Raw genomic sequence first — 17,535 nt, 5'->3', positions numbered from 1 at the left:
TCTTTTATTTTTCTAAATATTCTTTCAAACTCTGGCCTACAATGGAGTTCCAGCCTCCGGTAAAATTTTCTCTTGAAAAACCTTCTCCCAACTCTTTAAAGTTTTCAATTTCTTCATGGGTTAATTTGACCAAAGTTCCGTTATCTTCTGGTTGCAATTCCCATGTTACAGTAGTTTTCAAATCTGAAAAATCAGGATAGGACCAGGTATGCTTTAATTTTTGGTTAGGAAGAATTTCAAGAATTTCACCTTGATGATGGTATTTATTTTCGCCTCCGGGTTCGTAAAAATTAAATACTTTTCCTACTTCAAGCTCAAAATCCTTAATATCAAAATACCAGGACTTCATTTCATTCTTATCTGTCAATGCTTCCCAAATCTTATCGATGGGAGCATTTATTTTGTATTGGACGGTGATTGGTGTATTCATATTACTAAACTTTAACTCAATTATTTTAACGATAAAAGTCACAAAAGAATCTTAACACTTAAGTTATTTTAAAGTTAATATTCTTACTATTGAAAAGAGCACTTAAGTTTTAAAAATCTGTAGATTTTCACTTTGTGCATTTTATGCAAGTTAACCTTAATTTTAGACTTAGTTTAAATCCTTTTGTGACTTCTGTGGTTTAATTTTACTTTATTGTAAACATCCCATAGCATCAATGAGAAAATCCGGTAATTTTTGCTTCATCAAAATCCAGCTGCATTTCAATGGTTCTCATTACGTGATCGTCAAATATTTTCTCTTTTTTCATTCTATGTAATTCGTTTCTCTGTGCCTGAATCACCTGGCGCAAAACATCTTTATTTTCATTGATGGCCGTTACATAATCTCCGGTAGAAGCCATACATTGGGCTTTATCAGCCATCAACATCATTTCGTTTTCCAGTTTATGTTTTTGATGACGGACAAGACTGTTGGATACTGCCAATTCAGAAAAATCATTTTCCAATTTATGCAAAGCCGTTTCTTTAAGCTTACGCATGAGAATAACTTCCTGTTTTTCTTCCGGCAACTCACTTCCTGCATCCTGAATGTTTAATAATTTCAGGATTGGAGAGAGCAATAATCCCTGACCTACCAAGGTAATTAAGATGATAACGAAAGTGACAAATAAAATGATATTACGGTGTGGAAAAGCATCTCCATTAGGTAGAAATGCTGGAATAGACAATGCTGCCGCCAATGAAACCACCCCTCTCATCGCTGCAAAACTGATGATAAAAGGTTCGCGCCAATCCGGTTTCGGGACCTTTAATCTTAATTCTTTAGAGCAAAGCCGTGGGAAGTACATCAACGCATAACTGTATACTATTCTTGTTCCGATAATCGCTCCGCCTATAACCACACTGTAGAAAATTCCTTCTGAAACAGTATAATCTGTCAGTCCCTCCACAACAATTGGCAATTCAAGACCGATGAGGATAAAAATGATGGTATTCATCAAAAATATCAGAACACTCCATACATTTCCGGATTGAATTCTTGAGGTGTGACTCAGGTAGCAATGGGAATTATAAGACATTAGCAATCCACCTGCAACCACAGCTAAAACTCCTGAAAAATGGAAGTGTTCTGCTCCAACATACATAATGTAAGGAACGATCAGTGTGATAACAGTATCAATATTAGAATTCGTAGGAATAATCCTCAACAAAGCTCCGAACAGAAGGCCAACTGCGACTCCTACTGCAATTCCTCCAATCGCCATAGTAAAGAAATCCTGAACGGCATCTCTCCAGATAAACTGCCCTGAAATAACGGCTGCAAGGGCAAATTTAAATACAATTAAACTGGATGCATCGTTAATTAAACTTTCTCCTTCAAGGATATTGGTGATCTTTTTAGGGATTTTCATATGCTTCAATACGGAAGTAGCCGCTACAGCGTCCGGTGGAGAATTTACGCCACCCAATAAGAATCCCATTGCTACAGTAAGCCCAGGAATAATAGAAGATGAAAGGTACGCAACGACTATTGATGTTAAAAACACCAATCCAAAAGCCATGGAAAAGATCTGTTTTCTCCATTTATGAAAATCCTGCCATGACGTAAACCATGCGGCTTCAAATAATATGGGTGGAAGAAAAATAAGAAAAACAAGATCCGGTTCTATTTCTACACGAGGCATTCCCGGAACAAAACTGATGAGCAATCCTGCAATTACAAGAAAGATCGGATAAGCTACTTTCAATTTTTGCCCTATCATTACTAATATCATTACAGACAATAAGACTACAATGGATATTATAACATAGCTGTGAATCATTTGATTTCGTTTTTTTAAGTATTATTTTTAATTATTTTGTTTCAACCTTATAGGTTTATTTTCTTAACAAGGCTCACGCAGATTTTGCAGATAACGCAGAGTTCGATCCATAAGGGTTTTAAAGGACAATATTATTTTTGGGAGTAATTGCCGGCGGAAGATCGGTTTCATCCAGCATATCTCTCATATCAATTTCAATGGTACGGCTGATCTGGGTAATAGGAACATCATTGGCGCTTCCTTCAAAAGGATTCACGGATGCCTCTCCTACACTGTCTAAGGTATGAAAACACCATGTTACCAATAAGGAGAAAGGAATATTGAACCAAATTGTCCATCCTTCAACCACAGAACCTTCACCTAGTTTATCAAATTCCTTCAACAACCCAAAAGGAACAAATACAATAAACAACAACAAAAGATAAGTGGTAATGGAAGAAAAGTTCCTTGGATAAGGAAAGTTCTTAATTCTTTCTGCTTTTCCCTGACTGTCGGTAAATTTCACCAACTGCTGATTGATCTGTGTCCACTGAAAATCATTAATTTCTCCTTTTTCATAAGCTTCAGACAATTCTTTACTTTGGCAGGCCATCAATTGAGTTGCCCTGTTTTTCTTACCCAGAATATATTGAAGTTCTGTATCTGAAAGGTATTTCTTCAGTTCATCATCCAGTTTTGAAAGCCGTTCCGGAATATCATACTTTTTAGCATATTCATCAAACTGTGCAGATCCTGTATTCTCCCAGGCTCTTGGTTCTCTAAGCTGGAATCTTAGTGCTGTAAGCCATGCATAATGACGAAGGAACATTTCTTTTACTTTATGTGAATCTTTTACAATAAGGGAGTCTCTTAGAATATATCCAAAGCTACGGCTGTCATTGATGATCGCTCCATAAATCTGTCTTGCCTCCCAAAGCCTGCTGTAACTTGCATTATTTTTAAATCCTACGATAAAAGCAACCGCTGTTCCCATGATCGCAATAGGTTGCCAGGGCACGGAAAGAAATTTCCAACCTAAAAAATAAAGAATCGTAGGAATAGCTGCCAATACGATTAAAGCATAAATACTGCGCCGTGTCCAATTGATGAATTCGCGCGCTCCAAATCTTTTTCCTGAATGCATTATGTGTTATTTTTGTGTTAATTATTTAATAGTTTCAAATAATGGTTTTCATCAGCGCATTCAGCAGAAACGGTTACAATCAGTTTTTGGTAAACGGTATATTGTTATAAAAACCAATCTGAATCTGTCCTCTATTCCTGTTTTCCTGAATCTGATTCATATAACCGGCTTCAATCCGCATGTTTTTGTTAATGACATAGCCCAATGCCCCATAAACTCTGTTTCTATCGAAAGTAGGACTATTGAAATGGAGGAAAATCTCATTATATACAGATGCATACAATGTTTTCGGCAGCATTTCCTTTTGAGTGATCGGTATATTCAATCCTAACATATAACGAAATCTCATTCTAAAATCATCTTCCAGAAAGCGTTCTTCCAAACGATAACGATGCTGAAGATTAAAACGTCCGAACTTCTGCTTGGTAATATATTGTTGGAAAATTCTGTGTTCTATATTTTCCTTTTTATCACCATTTACATAAGGCTGACTCAAAATAAATCCATATCCTAGCAATACGTTATTATTATTTTCTGTCAGATCATATCCAATTCCGGTGCGGATCAGAAGCTGTTCCAGATCCCCAATAGCATCAAAATTTCTATACTGAACTTCATTATGCCAGTTTAGTTTTTTACTGATTTTATTATTCCCAAAATACATATACCATGCACCCAAATCATTTTTTTGCGCCCATGTAAGAACGGACCCCAAACTCAATACCGTGAATGCCAACTTCGTAAAAACCTTTCTCATGCTTATCAATTACTATTATCTATCGTTTTTAACAAAATTAATAATTTAAATCAATAATCGCAAACGATATTTTTTAGTTAACACAATCAAGGTTTTATAGTAAGCAACTTTAAATCTGACATTTTAACCAAATTCCAACTATTTTACCCCGGAATCTGCTCTATTAAGAGATCTCTTCGTTCTTTATCAAAGTAAGTACAAGTCATTGCATTCAGATCCATTTTCCAACCTTCAATTCCATTTTCTGCACAGTCTTTACAGAATGTCATATAATCTGTACCTCCCTGCTGGTGAAGTTTTAATCTTGTTTTAAAATGGTCAAGATTCACCTTTTCAGAAACACCAAGTTTATCATACTTACCTGTTGTTTGGGCAGATTGATTATGGGTATCAAAATATTCTGTCTTTCCATCCTCCACATACGTTATATAGTGAGAAACACCAAGTTCTTTAATCGCTTTAATATATTGAGGGAAATCGGCTCCACTTTTTACTTTTTGATGCTCAGTTTTAATATCTTCAAGGGTAAATTTCATCATTCTATTTTTAATTAATTATTATTGTTTCTATATCAAATTTAAAAATTTTCGGGATGCAAATATAATATCAAATAAAAAACCGGCAGGATGACTGCCGGTAACTTATAACTATATTTCAGATACAAAATATAAATCTTATGGATGTTGCTGCATTTTAGCAGGATCATCGTAATTAACCATCCAGTTGATCCCGAATCTATCGGTAAACATTCCAAAGTAAGCACCCCAGAAAGTATCTGCCAATGGCATTGTTACGTGTCCATCCGCAGAAAGACCATTGAATAATTTCTCTGCTTCTGCTTTGGATTCCGCATTGATAGAAATTGAAAAATTGTTTCCTTTTTTAAAGTCGGAAGCCCATTCTCCCCCGGTATCACTTCCCATTAATACCGTTTCCTTGGAAATAGGAAGGGTAACGTGCATGATTCTGTTCTTATCTTCTTCTGGAACCTCTTTTCCTTCCATGGGAGGCATTTCTCCGAAAGTTCCGATATAAGGATATTCTCCTCCGAAAACCGATTTATAGAAATCGAATGCTTCTCTGCAATTCCCATTGAATGTTAAATAAACGTTTACTGATGCCATGATTGTTTTTTTTAGTTAAGTTTTAATTTATTTTGAATTCTGTTTATCTGTGTTGATCGATTAGGATCATATTTCCATCCGGATCTTTCAGGTAGATATGCTCAGGCCCTGAAGTGTTTTCATCAGCTTCTTTATCAATTTCTACTTCACTCTCCTTTAAACGTTTCTGGATTTCGCGTACATCGTCAAAGGATTCAAGATTTTGGCCATTTTCATCCCATCCCGGATTAAAAGTCAGCATATTACCATCAAACATTGCCTGGAACAGTCCTATCAAAGTAGATCCGTTTTTCATGATGAGATAATTTTGCTCTGTAGCTCCGGCCATCGTTGCAAAGCCCAGTTTTTCATAAAAATCTTTGGACTTTTGAAGGTCTTTTACACTAAGACTGATTGAAAAGGCTCCTAATTTCATATTTTAAAGTTGATGTAAGTTATTGTTTTATTAATCAATTGTATATCTAAGAACAAGTCTTCGTTTGGGATTACTGGTTTTTCAGATGTGTTTTGAACTCAAGGGTTCCATCATAGCTTTTCCAGTCACCGATCAATTGAATATACTGCCCTTCCACTTTTTCAGTTTTCCTGTTCCATTTAAAGTTATAAACGAATCGGCCTTTAAAAATGCCCGAATGTTTTCCTTTATTCTCTTCAGCCAGTTCGTATTCTCCAAATACAGTTCCCTGTCTTTTAGAATCTTTATATTTTGAAATGGTAATTGTTCCTTCCCATTTGGTATAATTAGTATCTACAAGAGAGTATCCTGAAACAAAATACTGCTGATCATTCTTTTTATTCTGTTCAGAAATCGTAATCTTAAGCTTCAGTTCCTGTCCCTTATTTCCAATGGTTCCGATATAAGGTTTACTATTATTCAGCCATATATTTGAAATATTAGGCATCTGTGCCAACACAAAATTGGTTGCCAGAATGAAGAGTAATAAAAATTTTTTCATAGTGTGATTTTTTAAACTCCGAATTGAGCCAGGTGATGATTAAGATGCTTTGCAAACATATTGTTCCATTCCTGAGCTTTTAATTTTCCGAAAGAGAAAGATTCTTTGCCATCAAAAGCTTCAGCTCCTAATTGCTGGGTCTTTTGGATAAAACCAATCAATCTTTTTCTTTCTTCTTCAAAGTTTTTTCTTCCGGACACTAAAAATTGAGGTGCTGTTGGAGAATCCCTCGGATAGGCTTTTTCACCTACTACTTTAGATTTCACAAAAGTTTTAAGAATAAATTTTGCAATAGATCCCGGTTTTTTATGTTTTTCCGGTTCATATACCATTTCATATGTGATACTACAGTGCGCCAACATCTGATCCACCGTCATTTTTCCCCATAATCCATGAGTATCTTCCACCAGTCTGTTTATTCTATCAATATAGTTTTGAGCATCTTTTGCGTCAAATACATTTTCCATATACGATCTGTTTTTACTACAGACAAATATATCAGTTTTTTTGTTTGATTTTTATAGTGGAGATTTTTTTTGTTTTGAGGTTCGAACTAAGAGTTTGAGAGTTTTAGTGTATGAGGGTTTGAGGGTATATTTTATCTATTCCACAACTATTCTATACCGATAACAATTCTATGCCGATAACAATTCCATACCTGGTCCTTCATCTCCTTCTGAGGAGTAGCGAAAATTCAACGAATTTTTGACCGGGTGGTGTTAGAAGTTTGAGAGTATAAATGTTTGAGAGTATAATATGAATCCCTACTCTTTCCTTGTGATGAAAACAAACTATTCATTTTCCGCTTCAGAACCTCCTTCTACTGCAATTTCCTGGGGAGCTGCTTTTTTGAAAATAAACCAAAGCTTGATCTTTAAAGCAATCCATCCTATAATGGCATATATTACCAAAAGAATACTTAAATGTTCCAGATATGGAAAAGTAAGTTCTACAGATCCTTTTTGAATTAATAGAATTTTAAAGGCTTGTAAAAAAGGAGTTAACGGAATAATGTTCGCAATAAACTGTACAAAGGCAGGCATCGCATTTAAAGGCCATGTAAAACCACTAATGATAAAGGCAGGTGAGGCAATAACCATAAGGATTTGCGTTGCCTTCAAAGCATCCGGAATTAATATACTAATGAACACTCCAAGGAAGGAAACAGAGCCTACAAAAACAGCGGTCAGGAGGATAAAATTAAATATCCCTTCCGGCATCGGCACTTTGAAAATCATGTGCATAAGATAGTAAACACCTACGATAAGAATGGAGAATACCCAAATTGGAATAACCTTAATAAGCATTGTTGGAAATGCCCATTTCTTCATTTTCACATACTCTTTTACAAAAGAACCTCTTTGGAATTCTGCAGCAAAACTTACCGCCATCGCCAACAGAATTACTTGCTGTAATACCACCGCCAGCATGGCCGGCCACATAAAAATAAGATAATTACTGGTCGTATTGAAAAGAGTTATATAATTGGTTTTGAAAGGCTCATATTGTGTAACAGCCTTTGCAGCGGGCATTCCTGCCTTCTGCAGAGCCTTAATGGAAGCTCCGGCAGAGAACGTCCCTATGGTAAGCTGTAATGCTTTGGAGGCAAAGTTTGCCGTCAAAACGTTCCCCGTATTGACATACACATTCAGCTCAGGATATTTTTTCTGAAGCATATCTCCTTCAAAACGGGACGGAATAATAACGACAGCTGCGGCCTCATGACGGATCACCTCATCTTTTATGCTCAAAGGTTCCTGCAGGTATCTGATAATTTTAATACTTTTATTATCATCCAGCATTTCGGTTAATTGACTGGACAGCGGTGTATTGTCTCTGTCGATAACCAATACAGGGGTATTTTCAACTTTTCCGCTTTGATAGACAAACCCCAGCAAGGTAGCATAAAAGACCGGTGCCAAAAAGAACACTGTTCTTAAGGTAGAATTGCTGATAAAAAGTTTGAACTCTCGTTTTAAAAGACGGAAAAATTCTTTCATCTGTATATTTTAAAAATTTTAAATAAACACACGGCAAGCTGTATGTATTAAGCCTAGCCATTTTAATTTGTAATTATTTCAGGATCACATTGGCATTCACCAAAAGGCTTTTTGCCTTATTACCGTCCTTAGGTCTTACTTTGATCTCATAGACCGCATCCTGCAGCTGATAATCAGGGTAAGCAGTTGTAATATCTGCATATCTTGTCAGTTGTTTGATATACACTACTGTTCCCTCCAGGTTTTCTTTATTGTAAACCACCTGCATATTGACATTCTGCCCTTTTTTATACTTTGAAATAGCACTTTCAGGCACGGTAAATCTAAAGTAAGTACTCTCTGGAATATATCCGTTGAATAAAGCAAATCCTGCTGTTGCCAGTTCACCTGTATTCAAACTAATGGTTTCAATTTCCATATCATTGGTAGCGATGACATATCTTTCAGAGTAAGCCACGTTTGCTTCCTGTAAAGCTCCTTTAGCCTGAGAAGCCTGTCCTGCTGCCATTTCTACTTTTTCGAAACGGGTTCCTCTGTTCACATCATCTAATTCTGCAACTACAGCATCATATTGAGCTTTTGCCCCCTGAAGTTTAGCATACACTTCATCATGTGCCTGTGGAGACATCAGACTGTCACGGAACATATTATTAGCTCTTCTATAGGATTTCTGAGCAAAATCATATTGCTCTTTCAGTCCTTTATATTTTGCCTGAAGCTGTCTCAGCTGGTCTGGTGTAGCCCCATTTTTAGCCATTTGTTCCTGGGCTGTAGCGGCACTTACCGCACCTTGAGCCTGCGCAATTTTTGCAGATACTTCCGGAACGTCAAGCTGAGCCAGCGTATCTCCTTTTTTTACGGTTTGTCCTTCGGAAACATATATTTTTAGAATTCTTCCGGTAACCTTCGGAGCAAAAGAGATCACATCTTTTTTCGTCTTTCCTTCCGGTTCCTTTATCTTTTCGTCTTTCTTGCCGCAACTTCCCAATAAAAACAGAGAAGCAATGAGTATAGATATATTTTTATGCATCATTTTAATTTTTAAGGGATTAAATAAAATTTGGTGATATCCAGTTCCTGAGTAGCTCTCATCAGTTCTATTCCTGCTCTTCTCTGATTGAAAATCGCATTCTGATATCCTAGCTCTGCCACTTCAAGGTCATTTTCTGCATCAATAAGCTGTGAGGATTTGCTCATACCGTATCTGAATTCTTTTTCTGCCTGTACCAATGCACTTTTAGCCAGTTCTTTTTCTTTAGCTTTTAAAGTAATCTGGGCGGTAGCAATATCATAATTGGTTTGATTATTGGCTAAATTCAACGACAGTTTTTTCAATGCATCTTCTTTCTGGTTCTGAAGTACTTCCTTACCTACTTTTGCTGTTTCTTCAGCATGTTTCCCCTCTTTTCCATCAAAAATTTCCCATTTAAATCCAACTCCGGCTGTGATTAAAGGAAAAATATTGATATTATTAGGACTCCAGTCCAGTTTTTTCCCTTCATAGCCAAGAATTGGAACAGCAGGAACTATATTTTCAGAGCTTTTGATATGGTTACCATATAACCCAATATAATAAGCGGAAGCCATCAGCTGAACTTTGGGAATCATCCAGGTTCTTTCTGCTTTTATTTTATAATCTGCAGCAGCAATTCCATGCTCAAGGGCACGAACCTCAGCTCTTTGGTCAATTCCTTTTTCTGCTGTAAGAAGTTCTACAGGAGATAGCGTTGGATCAATCATTTTTAACCGTTCTCTATTGATTCCCGTTAAAATATAAAGCTGAGTAAGAAGTAGTTCTTTTTTTCCTTCATATTCTACCACTTTTGCATTTAAAGTAGCCTGAGCCAATTCAATTTTTTTGTGATCGTAAGGAGTAATCAGCCCGTAGCCTAATGCTTTATCTGCTGTTTTTTTGTTAATGTCCAGTCTTTTTTTACTTTCATCCAGCACTTTTTTAGACTGATGGATCAGTGCCAGCTGGTCATAAGCTCTGGAAATACTCGCCACAACTTCATCTCTGGATTTTTCTAACAGAACATCTTCAGATTTCTTCTTTTCCTCAACTGCCTTTTTCAGGTATTTAACTTTTCCTCCGGAATACACAAGCATCTTGGCTTCTGCCTTGGCAACGCCTGAAAATCCGGATACATTGAAGTTATTGTTGAAAGCTCCCTCTGCAATATTGATAAAAGGAGCCAGATTAATTTCTGGAGACGTAAGCCTTGCTGTTCCGTTAAGATAACCGGCTTTACCACTTAGTTCCAATGTAGGAAGAAAGATATCTTTTAACTTATGTTCGTCAAGATCGGTAAGCTTGTTTTGGGTAATTTGCATTTTCAGGTTCGAGTCCCGAACCATTGCACTATCCAGAAGTTCTTTAAAGTCCGGCGCAGACTGTGCCCAGCCAAAAGCAGGAAAAGCAAAAAAACTAAACGTAAAAATCAATAAATTGTTTTTCATGGTTTATGTTTATAACAAATATAATGCAAAAATTGTTAAAATCTTCAAACATAATTTAACAAAACTATGAATTTAAAACAAGTTTAAAATTTGTTTAAGTATAAAAGTCTTTAAAATAAAGTCTTATCAAAATCGTTTAAATGTTAATTAAAAACTAAAAAATTTTGAAAAAAATTTTAACTCTACTTTTACCACTTGCTCTTTACCTTTTTTTTCGTAGAAAACAAAGTATTTAAGAACTCCGAGTTGTGACAACAAAAAGATAGCATAGTCTCCATCCTAATATTCATTTATCTTACATGAAGAATATAAAAGCGAAAACTCCCCACATTACTGCGAGGAGTTTTCTGTTTATAATAAGCTTGCAAATTTTAGTTTTGAACAGCTTTTTTCATGGTGTTATCAGGTCTTAAAACTCTGTAACGAACTTCTATGTCTTTCGGTACATAGAATACCAATGGAAGTTTACTGTTATATCTTACTATTTCCGGTTTTAGCGTAACAAACTTTTTGGTCTTTTTCTGTTCCAGACAGCCTTTTAAAGTTCCTGCCATTTCTCCTTTTGATTCTACTTCATAATAGTTGTAACCCCATCCCTGAAGATCCTGGCTTTTCATTTCTCCCATTAAGGAGTAATTGTTACAGTCTAACATTTTTTCAGTTCCCACAAAAACCTCAACTTTTAAGTCGCTTTCGTTTTTTGCTACTGGAAGCTGGATATATACTTGCTTGTATCCATCTTTAGCCTTTGGGAACATTTCAATCTGTAGTTTTTCAAACTTTTCAGCTTTCTTTTGAGCGAAAGCACTTACCCCAGCCATCAATACCAATCCCGTAATTAAAGTTTTTGAAAATTTCATTTTATTTGGTTTTAAATTTTACGTATTTCCTAATAGCCAAAAATCATTCCAAAATCTGAATTCCGGTTCCTTTTGTGTGTGCATTCATCTGTGGAGCATAGTAGTTTTGCATTGTAGTAATACCGTTTGAGAACTTTCCGGATGCATTAGCAATTACATCATATTCAAAGACATATTTACCTTTTGGCATATATTGAATATAGAAATTAGTAGACGCATCTTTAGTAGATTGATAATATCCTAAATTATTTTTCCACTGATATCCTGATAATGCATCAACGGGTTCAAATCCTGCCGCACGCATATCTTTAATATGAATAAATTCCATTGCTCTGTCTGTGTTCAGAATCATTCTTACGGTTACTTTATCTCCTACTTTCAATGGCGTTTCTGGTGAGATTTTCTGAAGCTCTTCTCCATTTACCGTTTTTACTTTTTTATACAGTTCTTTGGTTACGGAAATATAATTTTCAGATGATTTAATTTTATCTAAATCTTCGTAATACTGCCAGAATAATCCTCCCTGAACAATTCCTGGGCCTGGTTTGGTCACTGTAACGGTTCCAAGGTTTTTATCTATTGCATCCGTTTTCACGGTTGATTTTACATATCCGGTTGCCTGAGTCTGAGGAACAATCTCTTTGCCGCCCCAAACGATGGTTGCTTTATCACTTTCAGCACCAGTCCATGATTTCCCTGAATTTAAGATCGTAAAAATCACTTCTGCAGTTCCTCTTGAACTTCCCCATGAGTTCACTTCTTTTTGCGTTACCAGCCAGATCTTCATCTCTTCTATAAAGTTGATATCATTGGATTTTAAGGTATTGAACGCTTCCAGAGCACCTGCATGGTTTACTACTTTTGAGCTGAACCAACCCCAGTCATTCAGGTTTTGTTTCCAGTAGACTCCTTGTGTTTTGGTATCTGTAGAGGTTTCTTTAAGATAAGTCATTAATTTATCAGATACCGCTTTCTCTCCATAATTATTCATTAGTAAAGCTGCACGGTGAAGACCGAAGAATGTAAAATCAGTAATTTTTGCCGTTTTTGCTTTTTGTTTTACTAATGCTTTTAACGTTGCTCCTTTTCCTTTCAAAGGATATTGTTTTTCCCAGTAATTTCTGGTATCTAAATAATCAAGAACCCAATTGCTCCAGACATTCTCTTTTTTAGTCTCTGCATATTTGCTGATCTCGTTATCTACATACTGGATCAGTTTTGCTACTAAAGCGTTCTGTCCTGCACTCTGATATTCTTTGGCGTTATCTTTTAACCATAGATTAACCTTTCCAAGGTTTTTAAGAATATATAATGATGTACCGTAAGAGCTTGGATATCCTGCATACCATGAAAATCCACCATCCGGATTTTGCAGTTTACTGAAATCATCCCAATTCTGATTAATAGAATTCCTCATCGTGTTGACATCAAACAGAAGTGCTAGTTTTTGCATCTGCTCAGCTTCATTTTTACTTTCCAGTACCCATGGAGTTTCATCTAATAACAATTGTTTCAGCTCCTGGTTTTTTTCAAGATTTGAATTCAATAATTCTTTGCCCTGATATTCATCAAACACGGTCTTCATTTTAGGATTAGCTTTGAATATCTCAGAAGCTAATACATCTGCAAACCACTTATTGAAAATCACATCCGCCGAGCTGTTCTGATCGTTTTTCAGACTTGGAAGGGCAAACATAATTTCCCAGATCGGATTGGTGGTTAATTCCAAGGTGTTTGAAACATTAGAAGCCGTTGTAGATGTATTATTTTTAAGGTTATCCAATACGAAAGTCTTTGTTTCTCCTTCTTTCACAAAAACAGGTACGGCATCGGTTACCAGCATTCTGTTTGGCAATACGGCTACAGCCTGCTGCTCACCGTCAGAATAAGCTCCTGCCTTCGCAACTATTTTTAAAATAATAGAAGAAACATTGTTGGGAACTTTTAGCTTCCATGTTAATGCTCCGTTTCCATTTTCATTTAAATCAAAGTTCTGTGTTCCTGAGTTGATTCCGAATTTTGAAGAAATATTTTCATTCGTAAATGCGTCTAAAATCTGAAGTTCTGCAGAACCATTCATTTTCTTATTGGTAAGGTTGGATAACTTTGACTGTAAGTTCAGTTCATCTCCTTCTCTTAAAAATCTCGGATAGTTTGGAGTTACAGAGAATTCTTTCTGAGTTACCACCTCCTTCTCCAAGGTAGCTGCTCTTGCATCTTTTGTATGAGCAAGGAACATCAGTTTCCACTTCGTCAAAGCTTCCGGAGAAGTGAATTCAAAGTTGACGTTTCCTTCTGCATCGGTTTTCAGGTCCGGATAGAAGAATGCCGTTTCATTTAGATTCTGACGTACCGGAACTTTTTCCAATGCCTCTTGTGATTCGACCTGATCTACAGCGGCATCAGCTTCTGCAACCTCAACGCCTGCTACTTTACCTTGTAGTGCTGATTTTTTTTGTCCATAGCCAATCATTACGACTTCTTCAAGAGCTACTGAATTTCTAGCAATAGGAGCTGCTGTAGGAGCAGGAAGAGCAGTTTTATTTTTTCTAGTTCTAGGAGATTTCACTCCATTTCCTCCTAAGCTATAAAACAGGTTACCGTCAAACCAATTAAATTCAGGAACGGCTACATAATTTCCATTAAAATATTTCAATCGGTTCTGATAACTTTTTTGTAACAGGTATTCTCTGATATCATAAGATGTAATGATATTGAATGGTGTATACAGTTTATCCCAGCCATAGTTATTCTCTGCAAACTGATCCAAAGACATATCATACATATTAGCTAACACTTCTGCATTCACTTTTTCTTTATCATTTCCGGTAACTTTCACCGTCCATTTTTCTTTTGAATTCGGTTCGAGCTTATCTCTGAAAGTGACGGTCTCAATTTTTAAAGGTTTCTCCGTATCCTTGATCTTTAAAACTGCAGTTTCTGTCTGTATATCGTTAAATGCTACCAGCTGGAACTGAAGATTAAGTTCGGAAACACTTTTATCTTTTGGAATATCTGCTGTGTATTCCAACATTCCTTTTTTAAATTGATGGGTTTCCGTGATCGTTTTTCCAGACCCATTCTGAACAAATACATTCACCAACGCATCAGGAATTGCAGAATATACATATACTTTCGCTTTTTCACCTCTTGCAAACTCCTCCTTCGGTGCAATAACCGTTAAGAAAGTTTTTTGAGCCGGTTTCAGGGACGTTTTATCCCAAACGCTGAAATATTGAGAAGCTTTAATCGTATCTTTTCCTTCGATATTGAACAGTTCCAATTGGTAATCTCCCGCTTCAAGTTTTCCAAGATCCAAGCTTGTTGAAAGTTGAGCATTATCTGCAGATGGCTGCTGTTGTCTTTCAACAACTATTTTTTCTGTTTTCCAGTTTTTGACATCATCATTTTTATCAAACAGATCGTGTGGGAATTTGCTAATAAATTCTGTTTTTGAATATTGTGGAAGATTCTGAACTTCTGATTTGAAGTTATCTCTAAAAATCCGATCCGGAGCCGTTAATTTTGATAGCTTAACCTTGTACGATTTTTTAAGAACCTGTTCATTATAATTCTTGGTTTCTACTTTTAATTTCGCCGTTTCATCACTGAATATATTCTTAATTTCATCAGCTTTGATGTAGTGGGAAACGGAAGCCACCTTCAGATCTGTATTAGCTGATTGAGTTTCCCCATTGATATCAGTAACGGAAGCATTGATTTGATAGTTATCAATCTGAATTCCTTCCAGTTTTTCGTCTTTCTTAAGATCTAAACGAATCACAAACTCTCCTTTTTCATTGGTTTTGGCTTCTCCTAAGATTGAGTTTTCATTATCATTATCTCTTGGATACCACCAGAAATATCTCCAACGGATGTTTTGTTTTTTGATCTCATAGTTCACTGTTGTATTGCTTAAAGCTACCCCGGAAAACATCATAGCTTTTCCTTTCAGTTCTATGGTTTGTCCGTATTTATATTCATCTTTTACAGAGTCGAAAGTAACTTCAAACTTTGGTCTTTTATATTCTTCTACTCTGATATCCTTATATCCCTGACTATCACCATCAGTATTTATATAAAAAGTACCATTCAGCTTTCCTTTTGGAAGCATAAAACTGCCGTGATAGGAGCCAAATTCATTAGTGGTAAAACTTTGGGAAGAAACTTCCTGATTGTTAGCATCCACCAAAGTGATTTTTTGCTTCAATCCTGAAAGTACAGACTCAGTCTCATTATTTAAACGGGTATTGACTACTTTGAAATAAACCATCTGTCCCGGTCTGTAGATTGCTCTATCTGTAAAAATCTGAGCTTTGGAACGGGCTTCTTTGTTTGGGTTGTAATCTTCAACATTATTGTTCCCGTACACCTGCATGATCTGGAAATCATTGGTTTTAGGCTGTTGAATCAGATATGTTCTGTAGTATTCTTTATTAGCAGTGGCAGGAAATTTAAAAATTCCGTTCTCATTGGTTTTTCCTTCAATTTTATTAATCGAATTATTATTTACAAATTCATAAAAATTAAGCTTTTCATTCGTTACAGCTTTTCCGTTTTCACTATTCACTAATTTCAAATCGTCTGAAAGTGAAGTTCTTGAAGATTTTGACTGATAAATAATCTTATTTCCCGAAACCAGAAAATAGAAATTCTTTTCAGGGTTGTTATCTTTTGTATCGGTTCCTGGCACTGAAAATTCTGCAACATATACTCCGGCAGGAAGTGGTTTAATTTCCAATGAGGTTTTATGAGACTGATAATCTTTCGGGTCTGAAAGCTGGTAAGTTTCCTTTCGCACCAAATTCTTTTTCACTTGCCCAAAGTAGTTATTTGCATAGGAATTCTGCACATATTTCATCAGCGATAAAAAGTCTTCTTTTACCTCATAAATGTTCAATGAAAACTCCGAAACATTCTGGTATTCTGCAACAAAATGAATTGGCAGATTATTCTGGGTCTGTTTTTCATATTTGATATTCAGTACCGGATTGGTAATCTGGTTTTCCTTGTTTTTGATATTTTCTATGAAAGGAGATTTCGGATATTCACTTTTAGCCTGTGCAGCAACAACAATAGCTTCTTTTGCCTTCTTTTTCATTACAAGTTCATCCATAATCCCTTCCATGATGACCACTTTGTAATCACCCTGTACATCGGATTTGGCAAGCTTCTGTAGCTGCTCAAGTTTATCTTTACATTGATTGAAATCGCAATTATTCACCAATTTTTCTTTCATGAAATACAGTTTAGGATTCCCGTTATTCTGTGCAATCAATTCATCGAAAATTGCATTAATAGAGGTTCTGTTCTCTGTAAGCTCATTTTTTGTGAAAATATTATTCTCTGATAAAAAAGCGATCTTTTTAAGACTATACCAATCATACAGACTTGGAAAATAAGCGATATCCTTCGTTTCCGAAAACAATACTTTATATTTTTCCAATGAAGTTTTCTTCATGTCCTGTTTCTGCTGATCCAGTTCCTTATAGCTTTTATTTAAATAGTTTTTATAATCAAGCTTGGTCCAGGTTTCAATCTGAGCAAGATCCTGCGTACTAATATTGGTTCTGCCATTGATCTTCCAATAATTTTGATTGTAATAATCCAGGAAAAATCCATTCAACAGAACTTTATAGACCAGTTTCTCATCTCCTTTCAATTTTCCTTCTGCTTCCTGAAGTTTTTTAAAGAATTTTGAAGCCGCATCGTTCTGATCATCATCTACAGTTTGATTTACAATACTGAACTCCGCTTTCAAAGAACGGATTAACTGAATGGTATTATTTTCTTTCATAGCTTGGTTTTCCATGTCTAAAATAATGGGTAGATTAGATTTATACGCTCCTTTCTGACTGTTTTCTGCTATTTTTTTCCACTGGTCATCATAATATTTCTGTGCGAAAACCGGTGAAAATCCCAATGATAGCAACGAAAGCATAAATATCTTGGAAAATCTTTTCATATATATTAATTTTGATA

At 35.8% G+C, this 17,535-nt stretch carries 14 protein-coding genes; all 14 read right to left on the bottom strand.

What is annotated here, in order from left to right; genetic code table 11:
* Positions 1–4 precede the first annotated feature (4 nt).
* On the bottom strand, positions 5–430 hold the full coding sequence (locus EG344_RS19520) for an SRPBCC family protein (RefSeq protein WP_123911024.1): 426 nt from the start codon (positions 428–430) through the stop codon (positions 5–7).
* A gap of 232 nt (positions 431–662) precedes the next feature.
* Positions 663–2,273 (bottom strand): Na+/H+ antiporter, encoded by a 1,611-nt coding sequence (locus EG344_RS19515; protein ID WP_123911023.1) that lies wholly within the window; start codon positions 2,271–2,273, stop codon positions 663–665.
* 118 nt (positions 2,274–2,391) lie between these two features.
* Entirely contained in the window at positions 2,392–3,396 is a 1,005-nt protein-coding gene (locus EG344_RS19510; RefSeq protein WP_123911022.1) for a bestrophin family protein, read from the bottom strand.
* A gap of 79 nt (positions 3,397–3,475) precedes the next feature.
* Positions 3,476–4,153 (bottom strand): DUF2490 domain-containing protein, encoded by a 678-nt coding sequence (locus tag EG344_RS19505; protein ID WP_045498246.1) that lies wholly within the window; start codon positions 4,151–4,153, stop codon positions 3,476–3,478.
* Positions 4,154–4,296: 143 nt separating this feature from the next.
* Entirely contained in the window at positions 4,297–4,692 is a 396-nt protein-coding gene (locus EG344_RS19500) for a DUF1398 domain-containing protein (RefSeq protein WP_228412779.1), read from the bottom strand.
* A gap of 135 nt (positions 4,693–4,827) precedes the next feature.
* Positions 4,828–5,277, bottom strand: a complete 450-nt coding sequence (locus EG344_RS19495; protein WP_123911021.1) for a VOC family protein — start codon at positions 5,275–5,277, stop codon at positions 4,828–4,830.
* Positions 5,278–5,320: 43 nt separating this feature from the next.
* A complete protein-coding gene (locus tag EG344_RS19490; RefSeq protein ID WP_123911020.1) occupies positions 5,321–5,692 on the bottom strand; it encodes a VOC family protein in 372 nt (123 codons plus the stop codon).
* A 70-nt stretch (positions 5,693–5,762) separates the two neighbouring features.
* Entirely contained in the window at positions 5,763–6,233 is a 471-nt protein-coding gene (locus EG344_RS19485) for a hypothetical protein (protein ID WP_123911019.1), read from the bottom strand.
* Between the two features lie 11 nt (positions 6,234–6,244).
* Complete coding sequence (locus EG344_RS19480; RefSeq protein ID WP_123911018.1) at positions 6,245–6,700, bottom strand: DinB family protein; 456 nt, start codon at positions 6,698–6,700, stop codon at positions 6,245–6,247.
* A gap of 324 nt (positions 6,701–7,024) precedes the next feature.
* Entirely contained in the window at positions 7,025–8,233 is a 1,209-nt protein-coding gene (locus EG344_RS19475) for an ABC transporter permease (RefSeq protein ID WP_123911017.1), read from the bottom strand.
* A 73-nt stretch (positions 8,234–8,306) separates the two neighbouring features.
* Positions 8,307–9,263 carry an HlyD family secretion protein gene (locus EG344_RS19470; protein ID WP_123911016.1) on the bottom strand — a complete coding sequence of 319 codons (957 nt, stop codon included), beginning with the start codon at positions 9,261–9,263 and terminating at the stop codon, positions 8,307–8,309.
* Between the two features lie 11 nt (positions 9,264–9,274).
* Positions 9,275–10,693 carry a TolC family protein gene (locus EG344_RS19465; protein ID WP_123856521.1) on the bottom strand — a complete coding sequence of 473 codons (1,419 nt, stop codon included), beginning with the start codon at positions 10,691–10,693 and terminating at the stop codon, positions 9,275–9,277.
* A 371-nt stretch (positions 10,694–11,064) separates the two neighbouring features.
* Entirely contained in the window at positions 11,065–11,553 is a 489-nt protein-coding gene (locus EG344_RS19460; RefSeq protein WP_123911015.1) for an ecotin, read from the bottom strand.
* A 43-nt stretch (positions 11,554–11,596) separates the two neighbouring features.
* Positions 11,597–17,518, bottom strand: coding sequence for an alpha-2-macroglobulin family protein (locus EG344_RS19455; RefSeq protein ID WP_123911014.1), 5,922 nt, complete (start codon positions 17,516–17,518; stop codon positions 11,597–11,599).
* Between the last annotated feature and the right edge of the window lie 17 nt (positions 17,519–17,535).

This window comes from Chryseobacterium sp. G0162 (assembly GCF_003815715.1).
Classification (GTDB): Bacteria; Bacteroidota; Bacteroidia; order Flavobacteriales; family Weeksellaceae; genus Chryseobacterium.
This window is presented reverse-complemented; position numbering and strand designations above follow the sequence as displayed.

What these genes read in the sequence shown, in the direction of transcription:
- EG344_RS19520 (WP_123911024.1), bottom strand. Translation starts at nt 430, where the DNA reads ATGAATACACCAATCACCGTCCAATACAAAATAAATGCTCCCATCGAT.
- EG344_RS19515 (WP_123911023.1), bottom strand. Translation starts at nt 2,273, where the DNA reads ATGATTCACAGCTATGTTATAATATCCATTGTAGTCTTATTGTCTGTA.
- EG344_RS19510 (WP_123911022.1), bottom strand. Translation starts at nt 3,396, where the DNA reads ATGCATTCAGGAAAAAGATTTGGAGCGCGCGAATTCATCAATTGGACA.
- EG344_RS19505 (WP_045498246.1), bottom strand. Translation starts at nt 4,153, where the DNA reads ATGAGAAAGGTTTTTACGAAGTTGGCATTCACGGTATTGAGTTTGGGG.
- EG344_RS19500 (WP_228412779.1), bottom strand. Translation starts at nt 4,692, where the DNA reads ATGATGAAATTTACCCTTGAAGATATTAAAACTGAGCATCAAAAAGTA.
- EG344_RS19495 (WP_123911021.1), bottom strand. Translation starts at nt 5,277, where the DNA reads ATGGCATCAGTAAACGTTTATTTAACATTCAATGGGAATTGCAGAGAA.
- EG344_RS19490 (WP_123911020.1), bottom strand. Translation starts at nt 5,692, where the DNA reads ATGAAATTAGGAGCCTTTTCAATCAGTCTTAGTGTAAAAGACCTTCAA.
- EG344_RS19485 (WP_123911019.1), bottom strand. Translation starts at nt 6,233, where the DNA reads ATGAAAAAATTTTTATTACTCTTCATTCTGGCAACCAATTTTGTGTTG.
- EG344_RS19480 (WP_123911018.1), bottom strand. Translation starts at nt 6,700, where the DNA reads ATGGAAAATGTATTTGACGCAAAAGATGCTCAAAACTATATTGATAGA.
- EG344_RS19475 (WP_123911017.1), bottom strand. Translation starts at nt 8,233, where the DNA reads ATGAAAGAATTTTTCCGTCTTTTAAAACGAGAGTTCAAACTTTTTATC.
- EG344_RS19470 (WP_123911016.1), bottom strand. Translation starts at nt 9,263, where the DNA reads ATGCATAAAAATATATCTATACTCATTGCTTCTCTGTTTTTATTGGGA.
- EG344_RS19465 (WP_123856521.1), bottom strand. Translation starts at nt 10,693, where the DNA reads ATGAAAAACAATTTATTGATTTTTACGTTTAGTTTTTTTGCTTTTCCT.
- EG344_RS19460 (WP_123911015.1), bottom strand. Translation starts at nt 11,553, where the DNA reads ATGAAATTTTCAAAAACTTTAATTACGGGATTGGTATTGATGGCTGGG.
- EG344_RS19455 (WP_123911014.1), bottom strand. Translation starts at nt 17,518, where the DNA reads ATGAAAAGATTTTCCAAGATATTTATGCTTTCGTTGCTATCATTGGGA.